At 70.4% G+C, this 21720-nt stretch carries 22 protein-coding genes; 5 read left to right on the plus strand and 17 right to left on the minus strand.

What is annotated here, in order from left to right; all coding sequences use genetic code 11:
* Positions 1–210: 210 nt before the first annotated feature.
* From MKK67_RS13215 to metC, 5 genes are all read right to left on the minus strand, one after another.
* Positions 211–810, minus strand: a complete 600-nt coding sequence (locus tag MKK67_RS13215) for a pyridoxamine 5'-phosphate oxidase family protein (RefSeq protein WP_243965470.1) — start codon at positions 808–810, stop codon at positions 211–213.
* The gene (locus MKK67_RS13220; RefSeq protein ID WP_092043020.1) at positions 807–1142 is read right to left on the minus strand and encodes a lipid-A-disaccharide synthase N-terminal domain-containing protein; all 336 of its coding nucleotides are present in this window, start codon (positions 1140–1142) and stop codon (positions 807–809) included. Before MKK67_RS13220 ends, MKK67_RS13215 begins: the two co-directional genes overlap by 4 nt.
* Positions 1136–1903, minus strand: a complete 768-nt coding sequence (locus MKK67_RS13225) for a glycosyltransferase family 2 protein (RefSeq protein WP_243965472.1) — start codon at positions 1901–1903, stop codon at positions 1136–1138. The genes MKK67_RS13220 and MKK67_RS13225 overlap by 7 nt, the downstream gene beginning before the upstream one ends.
* Positions 1900–3621 carry an ArnT family glycosyltransferase gene (locus MKK67_RS13230; protein WP_243965474.1) on the minus strand — a complete coding sequence of 574 codons (1722 nt, stop codon included), beginning with the start codon at positions 3619–3621 and terminating at the stop codon, positions 1900–1902. The genes MKK67_RS13225 and MKK67_RS13230 overlap by 4 nt, the downstream gene beginning before the upstream one ends.
* An 82-nt stretch (positions 3622–3703) precedes the next feature.
* Positions 3704–4894, minus strand: a complete 1191-nt coding sequence (gene metC / locus MKK67_RS13235) for a cystathionine beta-lyase (RefSeq protein WP_243965476.1) — start codon at positions 4892–4894, stop codon at positions 3704–3706.
* Positions 4895–5337: 443 nt separating this feature from the next.
* Here metC and MKK67_RS13240 point away from each other — a divergent pair, with 443 nt between their 5' ends.
* The gene (locus tag MKK67_RS13240) at positions 5338–5571 is read left to right on the plus strand and encodes a type II toxin-antitoxin system HicB family antitoxin (RefSeq protein WP_243965478.1); all 234 of its coding nucleotides are present in this window, start codon (positions 5338–5340) and stop codon (positions 5569–5571) included.
* Here MKK67_RS13240 and MKK67_RS13245 read toward each other — a convergent pair.
* The gene (locus MKK67_RS13245) at positions 5529–5702 is read right to left on the minus strand and encodes a hypothetical protein (RefSeq protein WP_243965480.1); all 174 of its coding nucleotides are present in this window, start codon (positions 5700–5702) and stop codon (positions 5529–5531) included. The two genes, MKK67_RS13240 and MKK67_RS13245, sit on opposite strands and share 43 nt — an antisense overlap.
* Positions 5703–5776: 74 nt before the next feature.
* Between MKK67_RS13245 and MKK67_RS13250 the strand changes: the two genes are divergently transcribed.
* Complete coding sequence (locus tag MKK67_RS13250) at positions 5777–6079, plus strand: hypothetical protein (protein ID WP_243965481.1); 303 nt, start codon at positions 5777–5779, stop codon at positions 6077–6079.
* Between the two features lie 166 nt (positions 6080–6245).
* On the opposite strand, the gene ntrC is transcribed toward MKK67_RS13250, so the two are convergent.
* From ntrC to dusB, 3 genes are read right to left on the minus strand one after another with little or no spacing between them, the layout of a single operon-like run.
* Positions 6246–7706: a nitrogen regulation protein NR(I) gene (gene ntrC, locus MKK67_RS13255; RefSeq protein WP_243965482.1), complete on the minus strand. Its 1461-nt coding sequence runs from the start codon at positions 7704–7706 to the stop codon at positions 6246–6248.
* A gap of 48 nt (positions 7707–7754) precedes the next feature.
* A complete protein-coding gene (locus tag MKK67_RS13260) occupies positions 7755–8897 on the minus strand; it encodes a two-component system sensor histidine kinase NtrB (protein ID WP_243965483.1) in 1143 nt (380 codons plus the stop codon).
* Positions 8894–9916: a tRNA dihydrouridine synthase DusB gene (gene dusB, locus MKK67_RS13265; RefSeq protein ID WP_243965484.1), complete on the minus strand. Its 1023-nt coding sequence runs from the start codon at positions 9914–9916 to the stop codon at positions 8894–8896. Before dusB ends, MKK67_RS13260 begins: the two co-directional genes overlap by 4 nt.
* 170 nt (positions 9917–10086) lie before the next feature.
* Here dusB and MKK67_RS13270 point away from each other — a divergent pair, with 170 nt between their 5' ends.
* The gene (locus MKK67_RS13270; protein WP_243965485.1) at positions 10087–11418 is read left to right on the plus strand and encodes a bifunctional 2-C-methyl-D-erythritol 4-phosphate cytidylyltransferase/2-C-methyl-D-erythritol 2,4-cyclodiphosphate synthase; all 1332 of its coding nucleotides are present in this window, start codon (positions 10087–10089) and stop codon (positions 11416–11418) included.
* A 336-nt stretch (positions 11419–11754) separates the two neighbouring features.
* On the opposite strand, the gene MKK67_RS13275 is transcribed toward MKK67_RS13270, so the two are convergent.
* The gene (locus tag MKK67_RS13275; RefSeq protein WP_243965486.1) at positions 11755–12153 is read right to left on the minus strand and encodes an MAPEG family protein; all 399 of its coding nucleotides are present in this window, start codon (positions 12151–12153) and stop codon (positions 11755–11757) included.
* A gap of 102 nt (positions 12154–12255) precedes the next feature.
* Between MKK67_RS13275 and MKK67_RS13280 the strand changes: the two genes are divergently transcribed.
* Positions 12256–12753 (plus strand): CinA family protein, encoded by a 498-nt coding sequence (locus MKK67_RS13280; RefSeq protein ID WP_243965488.1) that lies wholly within the window; start codon positions 12256–12258, stop codon positions 12751–12753.
* 18 nt (positions 12754–12771) lie between these two features.
* Entirely contained in the window at positions 12772–13989 is a 1218-nt protein-coding gene (locus MKK67_RS13285) for an FAD-dependent oxidoreductase (RefSeq protein ID WP_243965490.1), read from the plus strand.
* Positions 13990–13994: 5 nt separating this feature from the next.
* On the opposite strand, the gene MKK67_RS13290 is transcribed toward MKK67_RS13285, so the two are convergent.
* The 7 genes from MKK67_RS13290 to MKK67_RS13320 all read right to left on the minus strand — a co-directional run bounded on the left by MKK67_RS13290 (position 13995) and on the right by MKK67_RS13320 (position 21625).
* On the minus strand, positions 13995–14450 hold the full coding sequence (locus MKK67_RS13290) for a type II toxin-antitoxin system RatA family toxin (RefSeq protein ID WP_243965491.1): 456 nt from the start codon (positions 14448–14450) through the stop codon (positions 13995–13997).
* A gap of 16 nt (positions 14451–14466) precedes the next feature.
* A complete protein-coding gene (gene lipA, locus MKK67_RS13295) occupies positions 14467–15462 on the minus strand; it encodes a lipoyl synthase (RefSeq protein WP_243965492.1) in 996 nt (331 codons plus the stop codon).
* Between the two features lie 128 nt (positions 15463–15590).
* Positions 15591–16322, minus strand: coding sequence for an MIP/aquaporin family protein (locus MKK67_RS13300; RefSeq protein WP_243965493.1), 732 nt, complete (start codon positions 16320–16322; stop codon positions 15591–15593).
* Between the two features lie 277 nt (positions 16323–16599).
* Positions 16600–18105 (minus strand): glycerol kinase GlpK, encoded by a 1506-nt coding sequence (gene glpK / locus MKK67_RS13305; protein ID WP_243965494.1) that lies wholly within the window; start codon positions 18103–18105, stop codon positions 16600–16602.
* Between the two features lie 56 nt (positions 18106–18161).
* Positions 18162–19694, minus strand: a complete 1533-nt coding sequence (glpD, locus tag MKK67_RS13310; RefSeq protein WP_243965495.1) for a glycerol-3-phosphate dehydrogenase — start codon at positions 19692–19694, stop codon at positions 18162–18164.
* A gap of 85 nt (positions 19695–19779) precedes the next feature.
* Complete coding sequence (locus tag MKK67_RS13315) at positions 19780–20601, minus strand: DeoR/GlpR family DNA-binding transcription regulator (RefSeq protein ID WP_243965496.1); 822 nt, start codon at positions 20599–20601, stop codon at positions 19780–19782.
* Between the two features lie 772 nt (positions 20602–21373).
* Positions 21374–21625: a hypothetical protein gene (locus MKK67_RS13320; RefSeq protein ID WP_243965497.1), complete on the minus strand. Its 252-nt coding sequence runs from the start codon at positions 21623–21625 to the stop codon at positions 21374–21376.
* Positions 21626–21720 lie beyond the last annotated feature (95 nt).

Genomic DNA, 21720 nt, shown 5'->3' on the forward strand with positions numbered 1-21720 from the left:
CTATGTTGAGTTCTTTCGGCGGCGGCAAGAGAGATTTTCGAGGCTGCGGCAGGCAATGTGCCGGTCAAGCGGCGAATTTAATATCGCTTGGCTCAGTAATATTTCGGGAATTCGCTAGTGCAGTCTGTGTTGCCTAGATATAAAGAAGAAACAATGTTTTAATGCTATTTGCAGGAGCCGGCTACCGATTTGCCCCGCGGGACGGCCGTGTCAGGGCGCGACCCAGCCGCCGCTCCAGCCGGCCTGGCTCCGCTGCCAGGCCGCCCGGCGATGGCCGCGGCGGTCGAGATAGAGGAAATCGAGGCGCTCGGCCCGCACCGATACGGCGGCGAAATGCGGGCGGCCGAGCGTCGCCGCCGTTTCCTCGTCCGGCAGCGTGTAGGCGCCGCCGGTGGGCAGGGCCGTGCCGGGGGCGGGGTCGGCGCCGTAGCAGACCCGGCTCATCGCCCGGGAGCCGGCCCAGGCGGCCTCGGCGACGGCGTCGTCCGCGTGGAGCGTCGCCCGGCCCTCGATCCGGATCTGGATCTTGGCGGCCTCGTCGTAGGCGGCGAGCGCGCAGGCCGGGTTCGCCCGGATCTCGGCGGCCTTGTCGGAGCGGCGGTCGCAATGGAAGCGCAGGGTGCCGGACTCGGGGTCGGCCGCGCGCAGCACCACCGTGCGCAGCCGCGGACCGTCGGGCCCGAGGGTCGCCAGCGCCGGCAGGTGGAACCCACTCCGGCCCTGCGCGGCGCCGTCGCCCAGGAGCCGCCACAGCTCGGCGAAGGTGGCGTCGAGATCGTCGTAGAAATCCGGCAAGGGCGCGCGGGTCATGCGGGATCCCGTTGCCGACGCTGCCGCTCGCGAAAAATCAGCGCGAGGTTGCGCAGGTAGATGCCGGTGGACAGGCCCTGGCCGATGATGATCACCGGCTCCCGGCGGACGAACCCGTAGACCAGGGTCATCAGCCCGCCCAGGATCGACAGGAACCAGAACGAGAGCGGCATCACGCTCCGGCCGGCCCGCTCGCTGGCGATCCATTGCAGGATGAAGCGGGAGCCGAACACCATCTGGGCGACGATGCCGAACACCACCCAGAAATCGAGCCGGGTGACGAACACGTCGTAGAAATAGTCGGGCAGATCGTGGGCGAGCTGGATCAGCATCCGACATCCTGGTCTGCGGGCGCGGCGGCCGGAGCAAACAGTTCCTGCGGCTGCGGGTCGGCGCGCTTGCGCCGGATCAGCCACCAAACCCCGGCGAGGTCGAGGAGCCCGACCCAGAGCCGGTCGAACAGGCCGTAATTCGAGACGCCGGTGAGCCGCGGCCGGTCGATCACGTCGTGGTGGACCACCAAAAACCCCTCGCGCACCACCAGGGCCGGCATGAACCGGTGCAGGGCATCGAAATAGGGCAGACGGAGATACACGGCGCGGCGGAACACCTTTAGGCCGCAGCCGGTGTCGCGCGTGGCGTCCTTGAGGATGCGCCCGCGCACGCCGTTGGCGATGCGCGATTGCAGCATCTTGAAGCGCCCGTCCTTGCGGCCGCGCCGCTGCCCCTGGGCTAGGCCGGCTCGTTCGCCGCCCGCCTCCAGGGCAGCGAGCAGGGCCGGGATGAAGGCCGGGTCATTCTGGCCGTCGCCGTCCAGGGTCGCGATGATCGGCGCCCGGGCCGCCAGGACGCCGCTGCGCACCGCCGCCGACTGGCCGCCGCCGCGCGCGTGCCGCACCACCCGCATCCACGGCCGTCCGGCGCGCGCCGCCGCCAGGGCGTCCGGGGTGCCGTCGGTGGAGCCGTCGTCGACGTAGATCAACTCGAAGCTGAGGGGCGCGCAGGCGGCCTCGATCTCGGCCACCAGGGGGGCGATGTTGCCGGCCTCGTTCTTCACCGGCACGACGACGCTGAGATTGGGGGCGCCGGTCATGGGGCCACCGCGTAGGCGGTCACGAACACCCGCCGGCCGGTGTTGAGGTTGAAGCCCTCGACCTCTGCGAGCGGGGCGGGTGCTCCGCGTCCCACCGGCCAGGCGGCGTTGAAATCGTCGCGGTCGCGGGCCTCCACGAACAGCAGCCGGCAGCCGCCCGCCTCCAGGAAGTGTTTGGCGGCCGCCCCGTCCGGCGGCAGGGCGAGATCGGTGCCGGTGAGGAAGACGAGGCTCGGCTCGCGATAGCCGAGGCTCGCGACCTGCGGGTTCGGGCAGCTCATCCGGTCGCGCAGGGCGGCCAAACGCGACGAGACCTTGAGGGCCGGCAGCGCACGCTGCGCCACGCCCAGCACCGCCGGCCCGAGTAGGCCGGAGGCGACGATCCCGAGCACGAGAGCCCGCTCAGGTCTGCCGCCCGCGAAGGCCGACCAGGCCAGGACCGCGACCGCGCAGGCCGCAGCGAGCAGCGGCAGCGCGGCCCAGGGGAGCGTGTGGTCGTCCAGGCGCCAGCCTGCGAGGCACAGGCCGAGCGTCAGCCCGATGGGGATCGCCGGCACCAGCAGGGCCGTCGCCCGCGCGCCCCGCAGCCGCGGGTCGAGCGCGCCGCGCGACAGGGCCAGGGCGGTGAGGATCGCCAGCCACGACATCAGCGGCAGGACGTAATGGGGCAGCTTGGTCGGCACCGCCTCGAAGATCAGCCAGGCCGGCAGTACGGCCGCGATCAGGAACGCGAAGGCCGGCTCGCGCCGGGCGCGCCAGGCGAGCGGCAGGCTCATCGCTGCGAAGGCCGCCCCCGGCCAGAAGGTCGCGAAGAAGGCGAGCGCGTAGGCTCCGGGCGGACCCCAGTGCCGCTCAGCCGCGCCCCCGACCTTGCCGAGCATATCGTGCCCCACCGCCTCCGCGTAGAAGGCGCCGCCGCTCTTCCAGGCGATCGCCGCGAACCACGGCGCCACCAGCAGGAGCGTCAGCGCCAGCCCCGCTCCGGGCTTCAAGGCGAGCAGCCAGCGGCCCGAGCGCGCGACCACCGACAGGATCAGCGCCGGCAGCACCACGAACAGCGGCACCATCGGCCCCTTGACCAGGATGCCGAGCGCCATCCCGAGCCAGAAGGCGGGGAAGACCGCGCGGCCCACGGTTCCGCCCGCACGGGACGCGAGCCACACCCGGGCGAGCGCCCCGAGGCTCGCGGTGGCGCAGGCGGCGAGCAGCGCGTCGGTCTTGGCGAGATGCGCCTCGGCCGAGAGCATCAGCCCGGCGCCATACAGGGCGGCAGCGAGCAGGGCGAGCCGGCGGGGCAGGAACGCCAAAGCGGCCCAGTAGGCGAGCAGCACCGAGGCGGTGGCGCCGATCAGCGACGGGATGCGGTAGAGGGCGATCTGCCGGCGGGCGTCGGGGACGCCGAGCGCTTCGCCTGCCGCCACCGCGGCGGCCTGCGCCCAGTAGATCCCCACCGGCTTCTTGTGCCGGGCCTCCCCCTGGAAGCGGATGTCGACGAGGTCGCCGCTCTCCAGCATCTGCTTGGAGGCCTGGGCGAAGCGCGGCTCGTCTCGGTCCATCGGCTGGAGCGAGATCTGGCCGGGCAGGAACAGCAGCAGGCACAGCGCCAGCAGGGCCGCGGTGGCCCGGGCATGGGTCAGGCTCAGCGCGTCGAGCCCGCGGCCGATCCGGTCGACAGAGGCGAGGCGCGGGACGCCGCCGGCGGAGAGGCTCGTGGTCATGCCCGGCCGGTCAATCAGGATCGGACGGGAAGGTCAAATGCGCCGTCATCCCTCCGTCATCACACGATGACGGCGCAGACCGTCAGGACGCGGCCCGCAGCCTGGCGAAGCCGGCATCGAGATCGGCCTGGAGGTCGGCGATGTCCTCCAGCCCGATATGGAAGCGCAGGGCCGGGCCGCCCGGCGCCCATTGGGTGGCGGTCCGGTAGGGAGCGCAATCGAACGGGATCACCAGGCTCTCGAAGCCGCCCCAGGAAAAACCCATCCCGAACAGCTCCAGCCCGTCCAGCATCGCGGCCACTGCCGCCTCGGGCACGGGCTTGAGGATCACCCCGAACAGACCGGAGGCGCCGGAAAAATCGCGCTTCCAGATGTCATGGCCCGGATCCTCCGGCAGCCCGGGATGGAGCACCCGCAGCACCTCCGGCCGGGCCTGGAACCACCGGGCCATCTCGAGCCCGACGCGGCCGTGCTCGCGCAGGCGCAGCGCCATGGTCCGCATGCCCCGGAGCGCCAGGAAGATGTCCTCCGCGCCGGCGCAGGGGGCGAGATGATCGAAGGTGCGCCGCAGAGCCGGGTAATACGCGGCGTTGGCGGAGGCCAGGCCGATCAGCAGGTCCGAGCCGCCGCTGAGATACTTGGTGCCGGCCTCGACGGCGATGTCGACCCCGCGCGCGTGGGGCGGGAACAGCAGCGGCGTCGCCCAGGTGTTGTCCATGATCACGCAGGCGCCCCTTGCATGTGCGACCTCGGCGATGGCCGGGATGTCCTGCATCTCGAAGCTCTGCGAGCCGGGCGCCTCGACCAGCACCGCCTTGGTGTTCGGGCGCATCAACTCGGCGATGCCGGCCCCCACGGTCGGATCGTAATAGGTGACCGCGACGCCGAACCGGGCCAGGACCCCGTCGCAGAACTGCCGGGTCGGGCGGTAGGCGGAATCGGTCACGAGCAGATGGTCGCCCGCCGAGACCGCGGCCATCAGGGCGACGGTCAGCGCCGACAGGCCCGAGGGCGTCACCACCGTGCCGGCGGCGCCGGCGAGTTCCGTCCAGGCGTCGGTCAGCGAGTCCATCGTGGGCGTCGCCGAGGTGCCGTAATTGTAGCGCCCGCGCCGATGCTTGATGGCGTCGTAGGTCGGGTAGAGCACGGTCGAGCCGCGATAGATCGGCGTGTTGACGAAGCCGTGCTGCGCGCCCGGATCCCGGCCCGCATGGACGAGGCGTGTCGCCGCCCCGAATGTCTGCTTGGATTCGGGCTTGGGCGTCAGGGACATTGTGGCTCGACGATCGCGTTGCGCTGCGAAACACGAAGCCTGCGGGCTCGGGCGAGGTCAAGCCTGAGGCGCGATCCAGTTCGGACCGGATGCGGCAGAGGGTTTTCTCACCCGCCACGGAGCGTCACGGATTTCTTAGAAAATCCGTGACGCCTTCGCGCGCCAAGTGCTCAGGCTGAGGGGGATACAGGCTAGCTTAGCGGACGCCGTTACATCGTCGCCCGGATAGGGCGCAGGTCCCCTCTCCCGTGCGGGAGAGGGACAGGGTGAGGGGTCAGGTCTTTCCGGAGAGGGCGCATCCCTCACCCCAACCCTCTCCCGCACGGGAGAGGGGGCATGTCGCGACTCGTAACAGGAGTTGCCCCCAGCCTATTTAGGTTGGAGCATACTGGGGCGAGCACCATCTTCGTCTACGCGCCTGTCATCAGGCCAGGAGCAACGCCGTGGACATGCTGACCTATCGGGGCTTCTCATTCCGCGTTGAATTCGACGCCGAGGACGGGCTGTTCTTCGGCCAGATCGCCGGGATCAACGACGTCATCAGCTTCCAAGGCGAGAGCAGGCCCGCGCTTGAAGCCGCGTTCCGCGACGCAGTCGACGATTATGTCGTGCTGCGACCGCTATCCCCCACCCCTCACGGCGTCTCGGGCGGATCGGAGACCGCGGCCTCCTCGTAAGCTTGCATCCAGCCGGCATGCTCTTCGGAGCCTTCCGGATAGGGGCATTCGCTCGCGGGCTTACCGTAGAGGCGAGCGTTGCGGCCCTGGATGAACGGGCTGTCGCTCGCGGTGGCCTGGACGTTCGTCAATATCGCCTCCCGAACATTGGCTCCCAGCCCGGAACTTTGGGGTGGGCTTCGTTAACGGGCCGGCGGGTAATCTGTTGCCGTCTCAAGTCGCGTTCCGGGTCGTCTGCGTGCGTATCCTGCGTTCTCTCTTCGGCGGCGTCCTCGTGCTGGTCTCGACGGCGATCGTCGCCCTCGTCAGCGCCGACCGGCTGGCCCATCTGGCGCCGTCGGCCGTGGTGCGCGCCGCCCAGGCCGAGCCGTCTGCCACCGGGTCGCTGCCGGCCCCGGTGAAGGCTGCGCCCGCGCCGAAGGCGGCTGTGCCCAGCATCCCGAATGGCTTCGACACCGAGCGGCTCAACGCCCTGATGCGCGGCGACCCGATCCTGCCGCGGCGCTGACGAGAGCGCTCGCCGCCGAAGTGGGGACCGGTTCGGCGTAAGCGAGCGCGTAGAATCAAAGACTGAGGGCCGTTCCCGATCGCGACGCGATCGGAAACGGCCCTCGGCGTCTCGGGGCTGCGTGCCCCGAAACCCCCGCCAAAGGGCTGAGCCCTTTGGGAACCCGTCACCGGGCCGTGCGGAACACCTGGAGGTCGAGGTCGCGGACCTTCTTGCGCAGGGTGTTGCGGTTGACCCCCAGCAGCTCTGCCGCGCGGATCTGATTGCCCCGTGTGGCGGCCAAAGCCGCGCCGATCAGCGGGCCTTCGATCTCCCGCAGGATCCGGTGATACAGCCCGGGCGGCGGCAGCGTGTCCCGGTAGCCCGAGAAATAATCCGACAGGTGGCGCTCCACCGCGCTGGACAGGCTCTCGGATTCGCCATTGGCCTTGCGGGCGCTGCCGTTGGCCGAGGCCGGGGCGGCGAGCGGCAGGGTGTCGAGCTCGGCCTCGATCACCGGGCCGGTGATGGTCTCCTGCGGATAGAGCGCGGCAAGCCGCCGGACCAGGTTCTCCAATTCGCGGACGTTGCCGGGCCAGCGGTAGCGCTTGAGCCGCTCCATGGCGTCGCCGTCGAGCGACTTGCGGGTCAGGCCCTCGCGCTCGACCAGCACGAAGAAGTGGCGGATCAGGTCCGGCACGTCCTCGGACCGCTCGCGCAAGGCCGGCAGCCGCAGCGGCACGACGTTGAGGCGGAAGAACAGGTCCTCGCGGAAAATGCCCTGCTGGATCGAGATCCGCAGGTCCTTGTTGGTCGCCGCGATGATCCGGACGTTGGTCTTGATCGGGACCCGGCCGCCGACCGTGGTGTACTCGCCCTGCTGGAGCACGCGCAGCAGCCGGGTCTGAGCCTCCATCGGCATGTCGCCGATCTCGTCGAGGAACAGCGTGCCGCCCTCGGCCTGCTCGAACCGGCCGGCCGAGCGCTGGAGGGCGCCGGTAAAGGCGCCCTTCTCGTGGCCGAACAGCTCGGATTCGATCAGGTCGCGCGGGATCGCGGCCATGTTGACCGGCACGAACGGACCGGTGCGGCGGCGGCCGTAATCGTGCAGCGCCCGGGCGACCAGCTCCTTGCCGGTGCCGGACTCGCCGGTGATCATGACCGTGAGGTCGGTGGGCATCAGCCGGGCGAGCGCCCGGTAGATCTCCTGCATGGCGGGCGAGCGCCCGACCAGCGGGATGTCCTCGTTGTCGGGTGGCGCGCCGGCCGCGGGCGCCCCGCGGGGACGCGACAGCGCGCGGCCGACGATGGCGATCAGCTCCTTCAGGTCGAAGGGTTTCGGCAGGTACTCGTAGGCGCCGCGCTCGGAGGCGCGGATCGCCGTCATGAAGGTGTTCTGCGCGCTCATGACGATGATCGGCAGCTCCGGCCGCACGCGCTTGATGCGCGGCAGCAGGTCGAACACGTTCTCGTCGGGCATCACCACGTCGGTGATGACGAGGTCGCCCTCCCCTTGCGCGACCCAGCGCCACAGGGTGGCGCAATTGCCCGTCGAGCGGACTTCGTAGCCCGCCCGGGACAGTGCCTGGTTCAGCACCGTGCGGATCGCGGCGTCGTCGTCGGCGACGATGATGTGGCCGTTCGGCATGACTCTCTACTCAGACCTCCGGCCGGGCGGCCGAAACACAAGGCGACGTCACGGGTCGACCGCCGATTCGCGCCCATCGCGGGCGCTGGACATCGGCAGGAGGATGCGGAACGTCGTGCGGCGGGGGGCGGGATCGCACTCGACGATGCCTCCGTGGTCGCCGACGATCTTGGCCACCAATGCAAGTCCGAGGCCGGAGCCCTGGGCCTTGGTGGTCACGAACGGGTCGAACAGGTCGGGCAGCAGGTCGGCCGAAATGCCCGGCCCGTTGTCGCGGATCGCGACCTCGATCGGCAGGCTGACCCGCTCGCGCGAGCCCGGCACCTGCAGGCGCAACCCGGTGCGGAACGCGGTGGACAGGGTGATCTCGCCCTCGACCGCGTCGGGGCCGATCGCCTCGGCGGCGTTCTTCACGAGGTTCAGGATCACCTGGATCAACTGGTCGCGGCTGCCGAGCACCGGCGGCAGCGACGGATCGTAGATCTCGACGAAGCGGATATGGCGCGCGAACCCGCTCTGGGCCGAGCGCTTCACCTGATCGAGCACCCCGTGGACGTTGACGGCACCGCGATCGGACGGGCGCTCGTCGCCGAACAGCTCCATCCGCTCGACGATGCGCACGATCCGGTCGGATTCGTCGCAGATCAGCCGGGTGAGCATCCGGTCCTCCTCGGCGCCGGTGCCTTCCAGGAGCTGCGCGGCGCCGCGGATGCCGGCGAGCGGGTTCTTGATCTCGTGGGCGAGCATCGCGCCGAGCGCCACCATCGAGCGCGCGGCACCGCGGTGGGTCAGCTGGCGGTTCATCTTGTCGGCGATGGTGCGCTCCTGGAGCATCATCACCACGGCGTCGTCGTCGTCGGCGAGCGGCGTGGCGAACACGTCGACGCTGCGCTCCAGGCCGAGGCGGGGCTGGGTCAGCTCGACCCGGTACTCGCTGACGCTGGCGCGGCGGCGCCGGACCTCGGCCACGAGCGCGATGATCGGCGACGCGAACGGGATGATGTCGCGCAGGCGGCGGCGCTGCATAAGCCGCGCGGAATAGTCGAAGAAGGCCTCCGCGGCGTGGTTGCAGTGAAGGATCCGCTCGTCGCCCCCGATGGTCAGGACCGGCAGCGGCAGGGCGTTGAGCACGGCCTCCCCGGCGGGGGGGCGCTGGCCGCCGGGCTCCTGCAGAAACGCGTCCTCGCTCACGCGGCCTCCCGGACGATCTCGGCAACCCCGAAAGCGCGGGCGAGCAACGCCAGTGCGACGTCGGGATCGGTGGTGGTGAGGAGCGCGGTGCGCTCGGCCGGCTCCAGCGCACCGCCGGTCTCGGCATAGGCGGCCAGGTGCTTGCGGGCGTGGCGCACGCCCATGCGACGGCCGTAGAGCGACAGCAGGCCGGCATAATGCGCGGCCGCCATGCTGGCCTGCTCGGCCCGCGAGGGCGGATCCGCCGGCCGTCCGGCCAGGGCCGCGGCCACCTGCCCGACCAGCCAGGGTCGCCCGGTGGCGGCGCGCCCGATCATCACTCCGGCGGCGCCGGAGGCGGCCAGGCACGCCCGGGCGCTGGCGAGGTCGACCACGTCGCCGTTGGCGATCACCGGGATTGATACCGCCTCGACCACGGGTCGGATCGCGGCCCAATCGGCCACGCCGGTGTAGAATTGCTGCCGGGTCCGCCCGTGGACGGTGACGGCGTTGAGCCCGAGCCGTTCGGCCCGGGTCGCGAGATCGACGGCGTTGCGGCTCGCGTCGTCCCAGCCCAGGCGCATCTTGACGGTGACCGGCACCGACACCGCTCCGCGCACGGCGGCGAGCAGGCGCGTCGCGTGGTCGAGGTCGCGCATCAGGGCCGAGCCCGAGGCGATCCCGGTGACGATCTTGGCCGGGCAGCCCATGTTCACGTCGATCACGTCGGCGCCGCCGGCCTCGGCGAGCCGCGCGGCCTCGGCCATGGGCTCGGCCTCGCAGCCCGCGAGCTGGACTACATGCAGGTCGACCCCGGAACCGGCCGCCCGCAGGGTCGCCTCCTCGGCGCCGCGGGCGAACTCGCGCGCGGCCACCATCTCCGACACCACCGCGTCGGCGCCGCAGCGCCGGGCGATCCGGCGCATATGCAGGTCGGTGACCCCGGACAGGGGCGCGAGCAGGCAGAGCGGGGCGGGGGATTCGCCCCCGCCTGCCGGTCGTCCGTCGCGCAGCGCGCTTAAATAATGATCAGTCGCCATTCTGCACAACAATGAGGCAAAGGCGGTCCGCTGGCAAGCGGCGACCGCGCGTTGATTTCACGCCCTCCCCCGCTTAAACGACGGGCACCCTCACCGGCAGAGGTTCGGCAGCACGGCTGGCCCGCGCGCCCGCTGCCGTCATCACCCCGGATTTCACGAGTTCGCCGCCCATGCCCGCCACCGGCACGCCTGCCACCGGACCTGCCCATGCAGGGTCCGGCGTCGCCGCGGTGGTGGTCGCGGCCGGCCGCGGCATCCGCATCGGCGGCGGCACGCCCAAGCAATACCGCCGGGTCGGCGGACAGGCGGTCCTGACCCGGACGCTCGCCGCCCTCGCCGCCCAGGACGCGATCGCCCGGATCCAGCCGGTGATCGCCGCCGACGCGGCCGAGTTTTTTCAGAGCTGCCTCGAAGAGCTTCTTCCGGAGATGCGCCAAAAAATCGGCGCGCCGGTCGAGGGCGGGGCGACGCGCCAGCTCTCGGTGCGCGCCGGGCTCGAGGCCCTGGCGGCCGGCGCCGCGCCGGAGATCGTGCTGGTGCACGACGCCGCCCGCCCTTACGTCGATGCCGCCCTGATCGCCCGGGCGATCGCGGCCGGCCGCGACCACGGCGCCGCGGTGCCGGGCGTGCCGGTGACCGACACGGTCAAGCGCGTCGCCGAGATCGCCCCCGGCATCGGCCGGGTGCACGAGACCCCGCCCCGGGAACATCTCCGCGCGGTCCAGACCCCCCAGGCCTTCGCCTTCGCGCCGCTGCTCGCCGCCCATCGCGACGCGGCCGCGCAAGGGCTCGATGGCTTCACCGATGACGGCGCGCTCGCCGAATGGGCGGGCTTGCCGGTGGTGGTATTCGTCGGCGACATCGCCAACCGCAAGATCACGCAGCCCGCCGACCTGATCGAGGCGGACCGGGCCTTCGCCTCCGACCCATCCGAAACGCCAGCGCCCGGAGCCCGCGCCATGACCGCCTACGTCACCCGCCTCGGCACCGGCTTCGATGTCCACGCCTTCACCACTGGCGACCATGTCTGGCTCGGCGGCATCAAGATCCCGGCCGACCGCGGCGTGCTCGCGCATTCCGACGGCGACGTGGCGCTGCACGCGCTCACCGACGCGCTGCTCGGCGCCATCGCGGACGGCGATATCGGCACCCACTTCCCGCCCTCCGACGAGCGCTGGCGGGGTGCCTCCTCCGACCAGTTCCTGGCCCATGCCTGCGGGCTGGTCCGGGCGCGGGGCGGCCGGATCGACCATCTCGACATCACCGTCTTGGCCGAGGCGCCGCGGATCGGCCAGCACCGAGAGGCGATCCGCGCTCGGATCGCCGAGATCGCCGGCGTGCCGCTGACCGCCGTCTCGATCAAGGCGACGACCACGGAGAAGCTCGGCTTCGTCGGCCGCGCCGAGGGCCTCGCCGCCCAGGCCGCCGCCACGATCCGCCTCCCCGAAGAGGACGGCCCCGCCCTCGACGCCGAGGCCGAGACCGCGATGCGGCAGGGGTGAGGGGCGTCGACGCCTTCCCTCTCCCCTCTGCGGGGGAGGGAGGAAAGCGTGCGGCTTCAGTTTCCGCCCATATGCGTCGATTACGGTCCGCGACGGCGTGACCGAGAGAGCACCCGGCCAACCGGTCGGGCCGGCTGACGCATGGCAAAGGGTCTATCCCACCTACTCCCTCATCCTGAGGTGTGAGCGCAGCGAGCCTCGAAGGAGCGCTCCAGGGATCGCGCGGCCGGCTGGAGGCCTCCTTCGAGGCCTCCGCTTCGCTCCGTCGCCTCAGGATGAGGGGATTGGTTGGAGGGGCGCCAATCTTGACCAGGCGAATCCGCTCTCAAAAAAGAATCACGCCGTCCGCAGCAGCAGCGCGATCGCCGCGATGGCCAGCACCGCCAGCGTCAGCAAGATCCCGCCGCCCCTGCAGGCGAATTGGCGGGGGGAGTTCGGCGCGGCGAACATGCCGATCGGGTGGAGGATGCGGCCGACCAGCAGGGCGATCAGCAGGCCTTGGACCAGGCCATGGCTGGCGCCACCGGCTTCCAGCAGGCCGACCAGGATCAGCGCCAGCGGCACGTATTCCGAAAAGTTGGCGTGCGAGCGGACCCGCTTGAGCATGGATTCGTCGCCGCCGTCGCCGAACAGGACGTTGTCGGAGACGCGGGATCCCATCACCCAGCCGGACAGGCCGAGATACACGAGGGCGAGCAGCGCGGCGTAGACAGCCGTGGTCGCGGGGAAGATCATCGGGTCGCGGTCTCCTATGGGGGGCGGCCGGTCCTTGAGCCGGGACCGGGCTTGGATCACAACACGAGATAGGGCGCTCCGGCCCAGGGCGAGCCTCGCGCGATGATCGACGACACGGAGCTTCTTGACCGCGCCGAGGCGCTGGTCGCGGCCTATGCCAAGGCCGGGCGCACGCTCGTCACCGCCGAATCCTGCACCGGCGGGCTGGTGGCGGGGTTGCTCACCGCCGTGCCGGGCTCTTCGGCCGTGCTCGAGCGTGGCTACGTCACCTACTCGAACGAGGCCAAGGTGGAGGCGATCGGGGTGCCGATGGACCTGATCCGCCGGCACGGCGCCGTCAGCGAGGACGTGGCCCGGGCGATGGCCTCCGGGGCGCTGGCGGCCTCGCGCGCCGCGGTGGCGGTGGCGATCACCGGCATCGCCGGCCCCGGCGGCGGCAGCGCCGAGAAGCCGGTCGGGCTGGTGCATTTCGGGCTGGCCCAGCGCGAGGGCGGACGCCGCCACCTGGAGCGACGCTACGGCGACCTCGGCCGCGGAGAAATCCGCCGTGCCGCCGTGGCGGACGCGCTCGGCCTGCTCGAAGGGGCGCTCGCCGACTGATCAGGTACGGAGGGCTTGATGGACAGCCTGAAGACCCAGCTCTGCATCGTCGGCGGCGGCCCGGCCGGGATGATGGCCGGGCTGCTCTTCGCCCGGGCCGGGATCGCCGTCACGGTGCTGGAGAAGCACGCGGATTTCCTGCGCGACTTCCGCGGCGACACGATCCACCCCTCCACCCTCGACCTGATGGACGAGTTGGGCCTGTCCGAGCGCTTCCGCGCCCTGCCCCAACGGCGGGTCGAGACCTTTTCGGGGGTCGTGAACGGCCGGAGCTACCGGGTCGCCGATTTCAGCCGGCTGCCGACCCGCAACCGCTTCCTGTCGTTTATGCCGCAATGGGATTTTTTGGATTTTTTGGCCGGTGTGGCGGCCGGCTATCCGGGGTTCCGATTGATCCGCAGGACCGAGGCCCGCGACCTGATCGAGGCCGACGGACGGGTCGCGGGCGTGCGGGCCGAGGGGCCGGACGGGCCGGTGGCGATCCGGACCGACCTCGTGCTCTGCGCGGACGGGCGCCACTCGGCGATGCGCGAGCGCGCCGGCTTCACGCCCCGGGCCTTCGGGGCGCCGATCGACGTGCTGTGGTTCCGCCTGCCCCGCCGCGACGGCGACCCGGAGGCGGCGGCCGGACGGTTCGGCCCGGGGCGCATCCTGATCACCCTCGACCGGGGCGACATCTGGCAATGCGCCTACGTGGTCCCGAAGGGCGGGGACGCAGCCTTGCGCGCGAAGGGGCTGCCGGCCTTCCGAGCGGCGGTCGCCGAGATCGCGCCGTTCCTGGCCGACCGCACCGAGGCCATCGCCGACTGGGATTCGGTCAAGCTCCTCACCGTGACGGTGGACCGGCTGAAGCGCTGGCACCGCCCCGGCTTGCTTTGTATCGGCGACGCCGCCCACGCGATGTCGCCGGTGGGCGGGGTCGGCATCAATCTGGCGATCCAGGATGCGGTGGCGGCGGCCAATATCCTGGCCGAGCCCCTGCGGGCGGGGCGCGCGACCGAGGCCGACCTCGCCCGCGTCCAGGCCCGGCGGCTCTTCCCGGTCCGGGCGACCCAGACGCTGCAGCGGGTGATTCAGGCCCGGGTGATCGCCCCGTCCCTCAAGGCCGACGCGCCGTTCCGGGCGCCGCTCGCCCTGCGCATCCTCGACCGGCTGCCGATGCTCCAGGCCCTGCCCGCCCGGATGATCGGGATGGGCGTGCGGCCGGAGCATGTGTCCGCGCCGGCCCGGGCCTGATCCGCTCAGGCGGTGCCGTACATCCGGTCCGCCCGGCCCTCGAAGGCGTCGGTGAACTTGCGGAAGGCGCGGTCGAACATCGTGCCCATCAGGAGGCCCAGCGTCCGGCTCTTGAACTCGTAGGTGATGAAGAAGTCGACGGCGCAGCCGCCGTTCGGCGCCTCCTTGAACGACCAGCGGTTCTCCAGGTGACGGAACGGGCCGTCGATATATTCGGCGACGATCTTGTGGTTGGCCGGATCGAGGCTGACCCTTGTGGTGAAGCGCTCGCGGATCGCCTTGTAGCCCACGCCCATCTCGGCGATCAGCACCTGCCCGCCCTCCGGCATATCCTGGCGGCGGATCACCCGCAGGGATTCGCACAGCGGCAGGAATTCCGGGTAGCGCTCCACATCGGCCACGAGATCGTACATCTGCTGCGGCGAATGCCGCACCGTGCGGGTAACCCGGAAGGACGGCATTTCTTTTCCGACGGACTCAGGCCGAGAGGGCGGGGGCGTGCGGGACGGCATGCTTGGCGAGCCGGGCCGCCTGAAGCTTGGCAAAGTCCTCGCCGGCATGGTGCGACGAGCGGGTGAGCGGCGTGGCCGAGACCAGCAGGAAGCCCTTGGCGTAGGCGGTGGTCTCGTAGGTCTTGAACTCGTCGGGCGGCACGAAGCGCACCACCTCGTGGTGCTTCTTCGACGGCTGCAGGTACTGGCCGATGGTCAGGAAATCGACCTCGGCCGAGCGGAGGTCGTCCATGAGCTGGAGTACCTCGTTCCGCTCCTCGCCGAGCCCGACCATGATGCCGGACTTGGTGAAGATCGTCGGGTCGAGCTCCTTCACCCGCTGGAGCAGGCGCACCGAGTGGAAGTAGCGGGCGCCGGGCCGCACCGTCAGGTACTTGGCTGGCACCGTCTCCAGGTTGTGGTTGAACACGTCGGGCTTGGCCGCGACCACGACCTCCAGGGCCCCGTCCTTGCGCAGGAAGTCGGGGGTGAGGATCTCCACCGTGGTCCCGGGGCTTGCCCGGCGGATCGCCGCGATGGTCCGGGCGAAATGCTGGGCGCCGCCATCCTTCAGGTCGTCCCGGTCCACCGAGGTGATCACCACGTGGTGCAGGCCGAGCTTGGCCACCGAGTCGCCGATTTTTTCGGGTTCCAGGGCGTCCAGCGCGTCGGGCAGGCCGGTGCGGACGTTGCAGAAAGCGCAGGCCCGCGTGCAGGTGTCGCCCATGATCATGAAGGTGGCGTGCCGCTTCTCCCAGCACTCGCCGATATTGGGGCAGCCGGCCTCCTCGCAGACCGTGACGAGGCCGTGCTCGCGCACGATCTTCTGGGTCTCGGTCCAGGCCTTTGAGCCGGGCGCCTTGACCCGGATCCAGTCCGGCTTCTTGGCCTGGACGGGCTGGTCCGGCCGGTGCGCCTTCTCGGGGTGGCGCAGGCGCGCGGAGCGCGGATCGTTCTTCAGGATGTCGAGGACGATGGCCATGCCACACCGCGGGGAAGCGCCCGGAGGCGCGGTCGGTCAGGAAGGACTGACTTAAGGCGCCCGGCCCCGCGCCGCAAACCGCCGCGACGCCGGGACGCCATGCGGCGGTTGAGGATGCGGCGTTTCCGTCAGATCCCGAGCCCCCGCACCAGCACGCCCGCGAGCACCGCCCCGATCACCGGGCCGGCCACCGGGATCAGCGCGTAGCCCCAGTCGGAAGAACCCTTGCCGGCGATCGGCAGGACCGCATGGGCGAGGCGCGGCCCGAGGTCGCGGGCGGGGTTGATGGCGTAGCCGGTGGTGCCGCCGAGCGAGAGGCCGACGCCCCAGACCAGCATGCCGACCATGTAGGGCGCGACCCCACGCGGGATCGCCCCGGACGCGCCGAGCGTGTTGGTCACCAGCGCCGAGATGGTCAGGATCAGGAAGAAGGTGGCGATGATCTCCGAGGTCCAGTTGGCCTTCGCGTCCCGGATCGCCGGGCCGGTGCAGAAGCAGGCGAGCTTGAGGTCCTGCTCCGGGGTCGCTGCCCAATGCGGCAGGTAGTGCAGCCAGACGATCGCCGCGCCGACGAAGGCGCCGAGCATCTGCGCCGGGATGTAGATCGCGAGCTTCGAAAAATCCCCGGTGCTGACGGCGCCCGCCACGGTCACGGCCGGGTTGAGATGCGCGTCCGGGCTGCCGGTGGCGGTGGCGACGAAGATCCCGGCGAGGACCGCGAAGGCCCAGCCGGCGGTGATGGCGATCCAGCCGGCGTTCTCCGCCTTGGATTGCTTGAGCAGGGCGCCGGCGACGACGCCGTCTCCCAGCACGATCAGCGTCATCGTGCCGAGGAATTCGCCCAGGAATGGCGATGTCATGATGTAGCTCCCCCGTTTGCTGCTTATTTTGAAACTTGTACAGCTTGTGCGAGTGTGTGATCTTGATAAAGCGCTGCCGATATTTGCGGCTCTCCTATCCCCTCCCTCATCCTGAGGTGCCGGAGCGCAGCGGAGGCCTCGAAGGAGCCCTCCAGCTGGACTCGCGATTCCTGGAGCCCTCCTTCGAGGCTGCTCCGCAGCACCTCAGGATGAGGTCAAGGGTGGGACTGCACGGATGGCAGCGGCCTCCGGCCCGCGAGGGCCGAAGGTTCTCTGCTCAATCCTCGTCGAGCTTCCAGTCGAAGGAGCGCTGCACCGCGCGGCTCCAGGCGGCGGCGATCTTTTCGCGCTGGCCGGCATCCATCTTCGGGGTCCAGCGCTTGTCGACGCCCCAGTTGCGCTTGAGGTCGTCGAGGCCCTTCCAGTAGCCGACCGCGAGGCCCGCCGCGTAGGCGGCGCCGAGCGCCGTGGTCTCGGACACTTTTGGGCGCACCACCGGCACGTCGAGCATGTCGGCTTGGAACTGCATGAGCGTGTTGTTGGCGACCATGCCGCCATCGGCGCGCAGCTCCTTGACCGGGATGCCGGAATCCTTGGCCATCGCGTCCAGCACCTCGTGGGTCTGGAAGGCGGTCGCCTCCAGCACCGAGCGGGCGATGTGGCCGCGGTTGACGTAGCGGGTCAGGCCGATGATCAGGCCGCGGGCGCCCTCGTTCCAGTGCGGCGCGTAGAGGCCCGAGAAGGCCGGCACGAAGTAGACGCCGCCATTGTCCTCGACGGTGGTGGCCAGCGTCTCGACCTCGGCTGAATCCTTGATCATGTGGAGGTTGTCGCGCAGCCACTGCACCAGGGCGCCGGTGATCGCGATCGAGCCCTCCAGGGCGTAGGCCGGCTTCTCGCCGTCGAGGCGGTAGGCCAGGGTCGTGACAAGGCCGGCTTTGGACGGGACCGGCTCGGTGCCGGTGTTCATCAGCGCGAAGCAGCCGGTGCCGTAGGTGTTCTTGGCCTCGCCCGGACTGAAGCAGGTCTGCCCGAACAGGGCCGCCTGCTGGTCGCCCAGGATGCCGGCGATCGGCACGCCGGCGAACGGCGCCTTGGTCTCGCCGTAGACCTCGCTCGACGAGACGATCCTGGGCAGCATCGCCTTCGGGATCCCGAAGGTCGCCAGCATGCCGTCGTCCCATTCCAGGGTCTTCAGCGACATCAGCTGCGTGCGGCTGGCATTGGTCACGTCGGTGACGTGCAGCCCGCCCTCGGTGCCGCCGGTGAGGTTCCAGACCAGCCAGGTATCGATGTTGCCGAACAGCACGTCGCCGGCCTCGGCCCGCTCGCGGGCGCCCTCGACATGGTCGAGCAGCCAGCGCAGCTTGAGTCCGGAAAAATAGCTCGCCAGGGGCAGGCCGGTGAGGTCGCGGAACCGGTCGCGGCCGCCGTCCCGGGCGAATTCGGAGACCAGCCGGTCGTTGCGGGTATCCTGCCAGACCAGGGCGTTGTGCAGCGGCTTGCCGGTGCGCCGATCCCAGATCAGCGTGGTCTCGCGCTGGTTGGTGATGCCGATGGCCGCGAGGTCGGAGGGCTGGAGGCCGGCCTTGTCCAGGGCCTCGCGCATCACGTTTTGCGTCTTGGTCCAGATCTCGGCGGCGTCGTGCTCGACATGGCCGGGGGCCGGATAGATCTGCGCGTGCTCGGCCTGGGCCAGCGCGATGACGCTGCCCTCGCGATCGAACACCATGAAGCGGCTGCTCGTGGTGCCCTGGTCGATGGCCCCGACGTAACGGCTCATCGTTCCCTCCCTGAGTTATGCCCGACCGGTCTCGCGCCGGATCGGGTTCGGCAAGATCATGCAGCCTCGGCCTTGCGGTCGAGATAGGCGGACAGGCGCGCGGCGCTCTCCGGGCTGGTGCGCAGGCCGAGCTTCGAGCGGCGCCAGAGGATGTCCTCGGCGGTGACCGCCCATTCCTCGACGCGCAGGTAATCGACCTCGGCCGCGGTGAGGCCGCCGTCGAACACCTCGCCGAGATCGGCCATGGAGCGCGCGGTGCCGACGATCTCGCGCGCCTTGGTGCCGTAGGCGCGGGCGAGGCGCCGCGCGGTCTCGGCCGGCAGGAACGGCTTCTCGGCCTGGAGCTTGGCAAGGAAAGAATCGAAGTCCGCGTCCGGCATGGCGCCGCCGGGCAGCACCGCCTCGCCGGTCCAGGCCGGCTTGAGGCCGGAGAAGAACGGCTTGAGCTTCTCGATCGCGTGCTCGGCCAGGCGCCGGTACGTCGTGATCTTGCCGCCGAACACCGACAGAACCGCGGCCTTGCCGCCCTGGTCCTCCGCGTCGAGAACGTAGTCGCGGGTCACCGCGGAGGCGTTCTCGGCCGCGTCGTCGTAGAGCGGGCGCACGCCCGAATAGCTCCAGACCACGTCGGCCGGGGTGATGCGGGTGTCGAAGGAGCGGTTGATGCAGCCGCAGAGGTAGTCGGTCTCCTCCGGGGAAATCGAGACCGGCCCGGGCTCGCCGTCATAGGGCACGTCGGTGGTGCCGATCAGCGTGAAGTCGCGCTCGTAGGGGATCGCGAAGATGATCCGCTTGTCGGGCTGCTGAAGGATATAGGCCTGGTCGCCCGGGAACAGGCGCTTGACCACGATGTGGCTGCCCTTGATCAGGCGCACCGCCGCGCGGCTGTTGATCCCGAGCGTGCCGCCGAGCGTTGCGCTGACCCAGGGGCCGGCGGCGTTGACCACGGCCTTGGCCCGGATTGTCCGCTCGGTCCCGGTGCGCTCGTCGCGCAGCGTCGCCATCCAGCCGTCACCCTCGCGCCGCGCCGAGACGACGCCGGTGCGGGTCAGCACCGTGGCGCCGCGCTCGCGGGCATCCATGGCGTTGAGGACAACCAGGCGGCTGTCCTCGACCCAGCAGTCGGAATAGACGAAGCCCTTGGTCAGCCGCTTCTGCAGCGGCGTGCCGTAGGGCGAATTGCGCAGGTCCACCGACTTCGAGCCCGGCAGGGTCCGCAGCCGCGCGAGATGGTCGTACAGGAACAGGCCGAGCCGCAGCATCCAGGCCGGGCGCAGGCCCTCGTCGTGGGGCAGCACGAAGCGCAGGGGCCAGATCACGTGGGGCGCCTGGCGCAGCAGCCGCTCGCGCTCGGCCAGGGCCTCGCGGACCAGGCGGAACTCGTAATATTCGAGGTAGCGCAGTCCGCCGTGGATCAGCTTCGTCGAGGACGAGGAGGTGAAGCCGGCCAGATCCCCGCGCTCGGCCAGCAGGACCGACAGGCCGCGGCCCGACGCATCGCGCGCGATTCCGGTGCCGTTGATGCCGCCGCCGATGACCAGGAGATCGTAGGCGTCGGACGGCTCGCGCTGGCGCGTTGCAGCCGGCATTGTTCCTCCTCTCCCGCCCTGGATGGCGGGTTCAGGACATATTGAGCCGCCCGCTGATTTTCGCAAGCGAAAAAACGCATGTTCGTTACGGTTCGTCGGCGTTGTCCGCCACCGCCAGGGTCACCCCTTGGCGCTCGATCATCGCGACGATCTCCGGCGGCGGCATCCGGTCGGTGAAGAACGTGTCGACCTGGTCCAGCCGGCCGACCTGCACCATCGGGCGCCGGGTGAACTTGGTATGGTCGGCGACCAAAAAGGTTTTGCGGGCATGGGCCAGGATGGTCTGCGTCGCCCGCACCTCCTCGTAATCGTAGTCGAGCAGGGCGCCGTCGGAATCGATGCCGCTGATGCCGATCACCGCCACGTCGACCCGGAACTGGCTGAGCGTGTCGCAGGTGAGTTGGCCGAGCACCGCGCCGTCGCGGTTGCGCACCGTGCCGCCGGCCACGACGATGTGGAACTCCGTGGCCTCGGCGAGCGAGAGCGCCACGTTGAGATTGTTGGTGATGACGCTGAGGTCGTCGTGCCGGGTCAACTCGCGGGCCACCGCCTCGGGAGTCGTGCCGATATTGACGAAGACCGAGCAGTGCGACGGGATCCGGCTGGCCGCGAGCCGGCCGATTCGAGTCTTTTCCGGCAGCAGGGTCACCCGGCGGTCGGCATAATCGATGTTCTCGACGCTCGACGGCAGCCCGCCCCCGCCCCGGTATCGCTCCAGCCGCCCTTCCGCGCTCAGCTCGTTGAGGTCGCGCCGGATCGTCTGGACGGTGACGCCGAACTGCGCGGCGAGCGCCTCGATGGTGACGAAACCCCGCTGGCGCACCGCCGCCACGATGGCGCTGCGCCGCCCCTCGACCCCCGTGGCCTCGATCCTGTCCTCGGATCTCCGGTCGAGCGGGCGTGACATCGAGCCTCCTGGCGTTTCCTCGAGCCACCTTACGGGCGCGAATGTTCGTTTGCGAACATCTTGCGGGTGTGGCGGCTTTCGCGAGAGAGTGAACCGGCTGGGACGGTGGGGCAACCGGATCGCAGGGCGGAGGATTGGATTCTCACATGGGCCGAATGCGGTCCGCGTCTTCCTGCCGGACTATGGTGTTCGGTTAGCCACACGCGCCTTCCCTCCCCCCTCTGCGGGGGAGGGTGGCCCCCGGGTCCGAGCCGGGGAGCGGCAGCGCGACGCAGAAGAAGCTGGCGGGTGGTGCTCGCACGGCCACGTCCGGCTTCGGCGCCTGGCTCTTCCCAACCCTGCGGACGCAGGTGCCGAACTCCTCCGCCAGGGCGGGCGAGCGCGCGCCGCGGCGGGGGCCGTCGGCGGAGGCTAGGTGCAGCAGCTGCCCCCGGCGCCAACTCGTAATCTGGAACTCCGGTTTCCCAACATACCGCGCCTCTGACGGCTTCCGCGGCAGAGTGAACCGGCTGGGACTCGGGGGGCACCCAAACGGAGGGCGAAGGATCGGGGTCTGACCTGTCCTGGCTGCTCTCCGGGTCTCCGCGCCGGCCTATCGTGTTCTCTTAGGCCTACGCGCCTTCCCTCCCCAGCAAAGGGGGGAGGGAGGGCGCATGTCATCTTCGAACTGGATCGTTTGAAACGCGACCGAAAAACCCCACAAAAAAGGCCTGCCGCGGGTGCGACAGGCCAAACCGTCCGGGTCATGCCGCGTGCGGCTATCCCGGCCCGATCACATCTGGTGGTGGCGCATCCGGCGGTGATGCTTCATCATCCGCTTGTGCTTCATGCGCTTGCGCATCATCGGGCGCTCGGTCGGGGCTGCGGCGCCCCGCTCCATGGCGGCGGCTTCGCCAGCGCGCTCTAGGCCGCCGCGGGGACCACCGGCCTGGGAACCGGAATTGTTGTAGGGCGCGTTGCCCTGAGCGAGGGCGGAGCCCGCGAGCAGCGTCAGCGAGGCGGCGGCCAGCAGCAGTTTCTTCATGATCGAATCCCGGCTCTAAGACAGTCGCAGGCGAGGCGTCGCCCGTCGTCTGGAGCGGTGCCGCTGCGTCGGAAAATAAGCGGCTGAGAGGAGAC

The sequence above is a fragment of the Methylobacterium sp. J-072 genome, assembly GCF_022829425.1.
GTDB lineage: Bacteria > Pseudomonadota > Alphaproteobacteria > Rhizobiales > Beijerinckiaceae > Methylobacterium.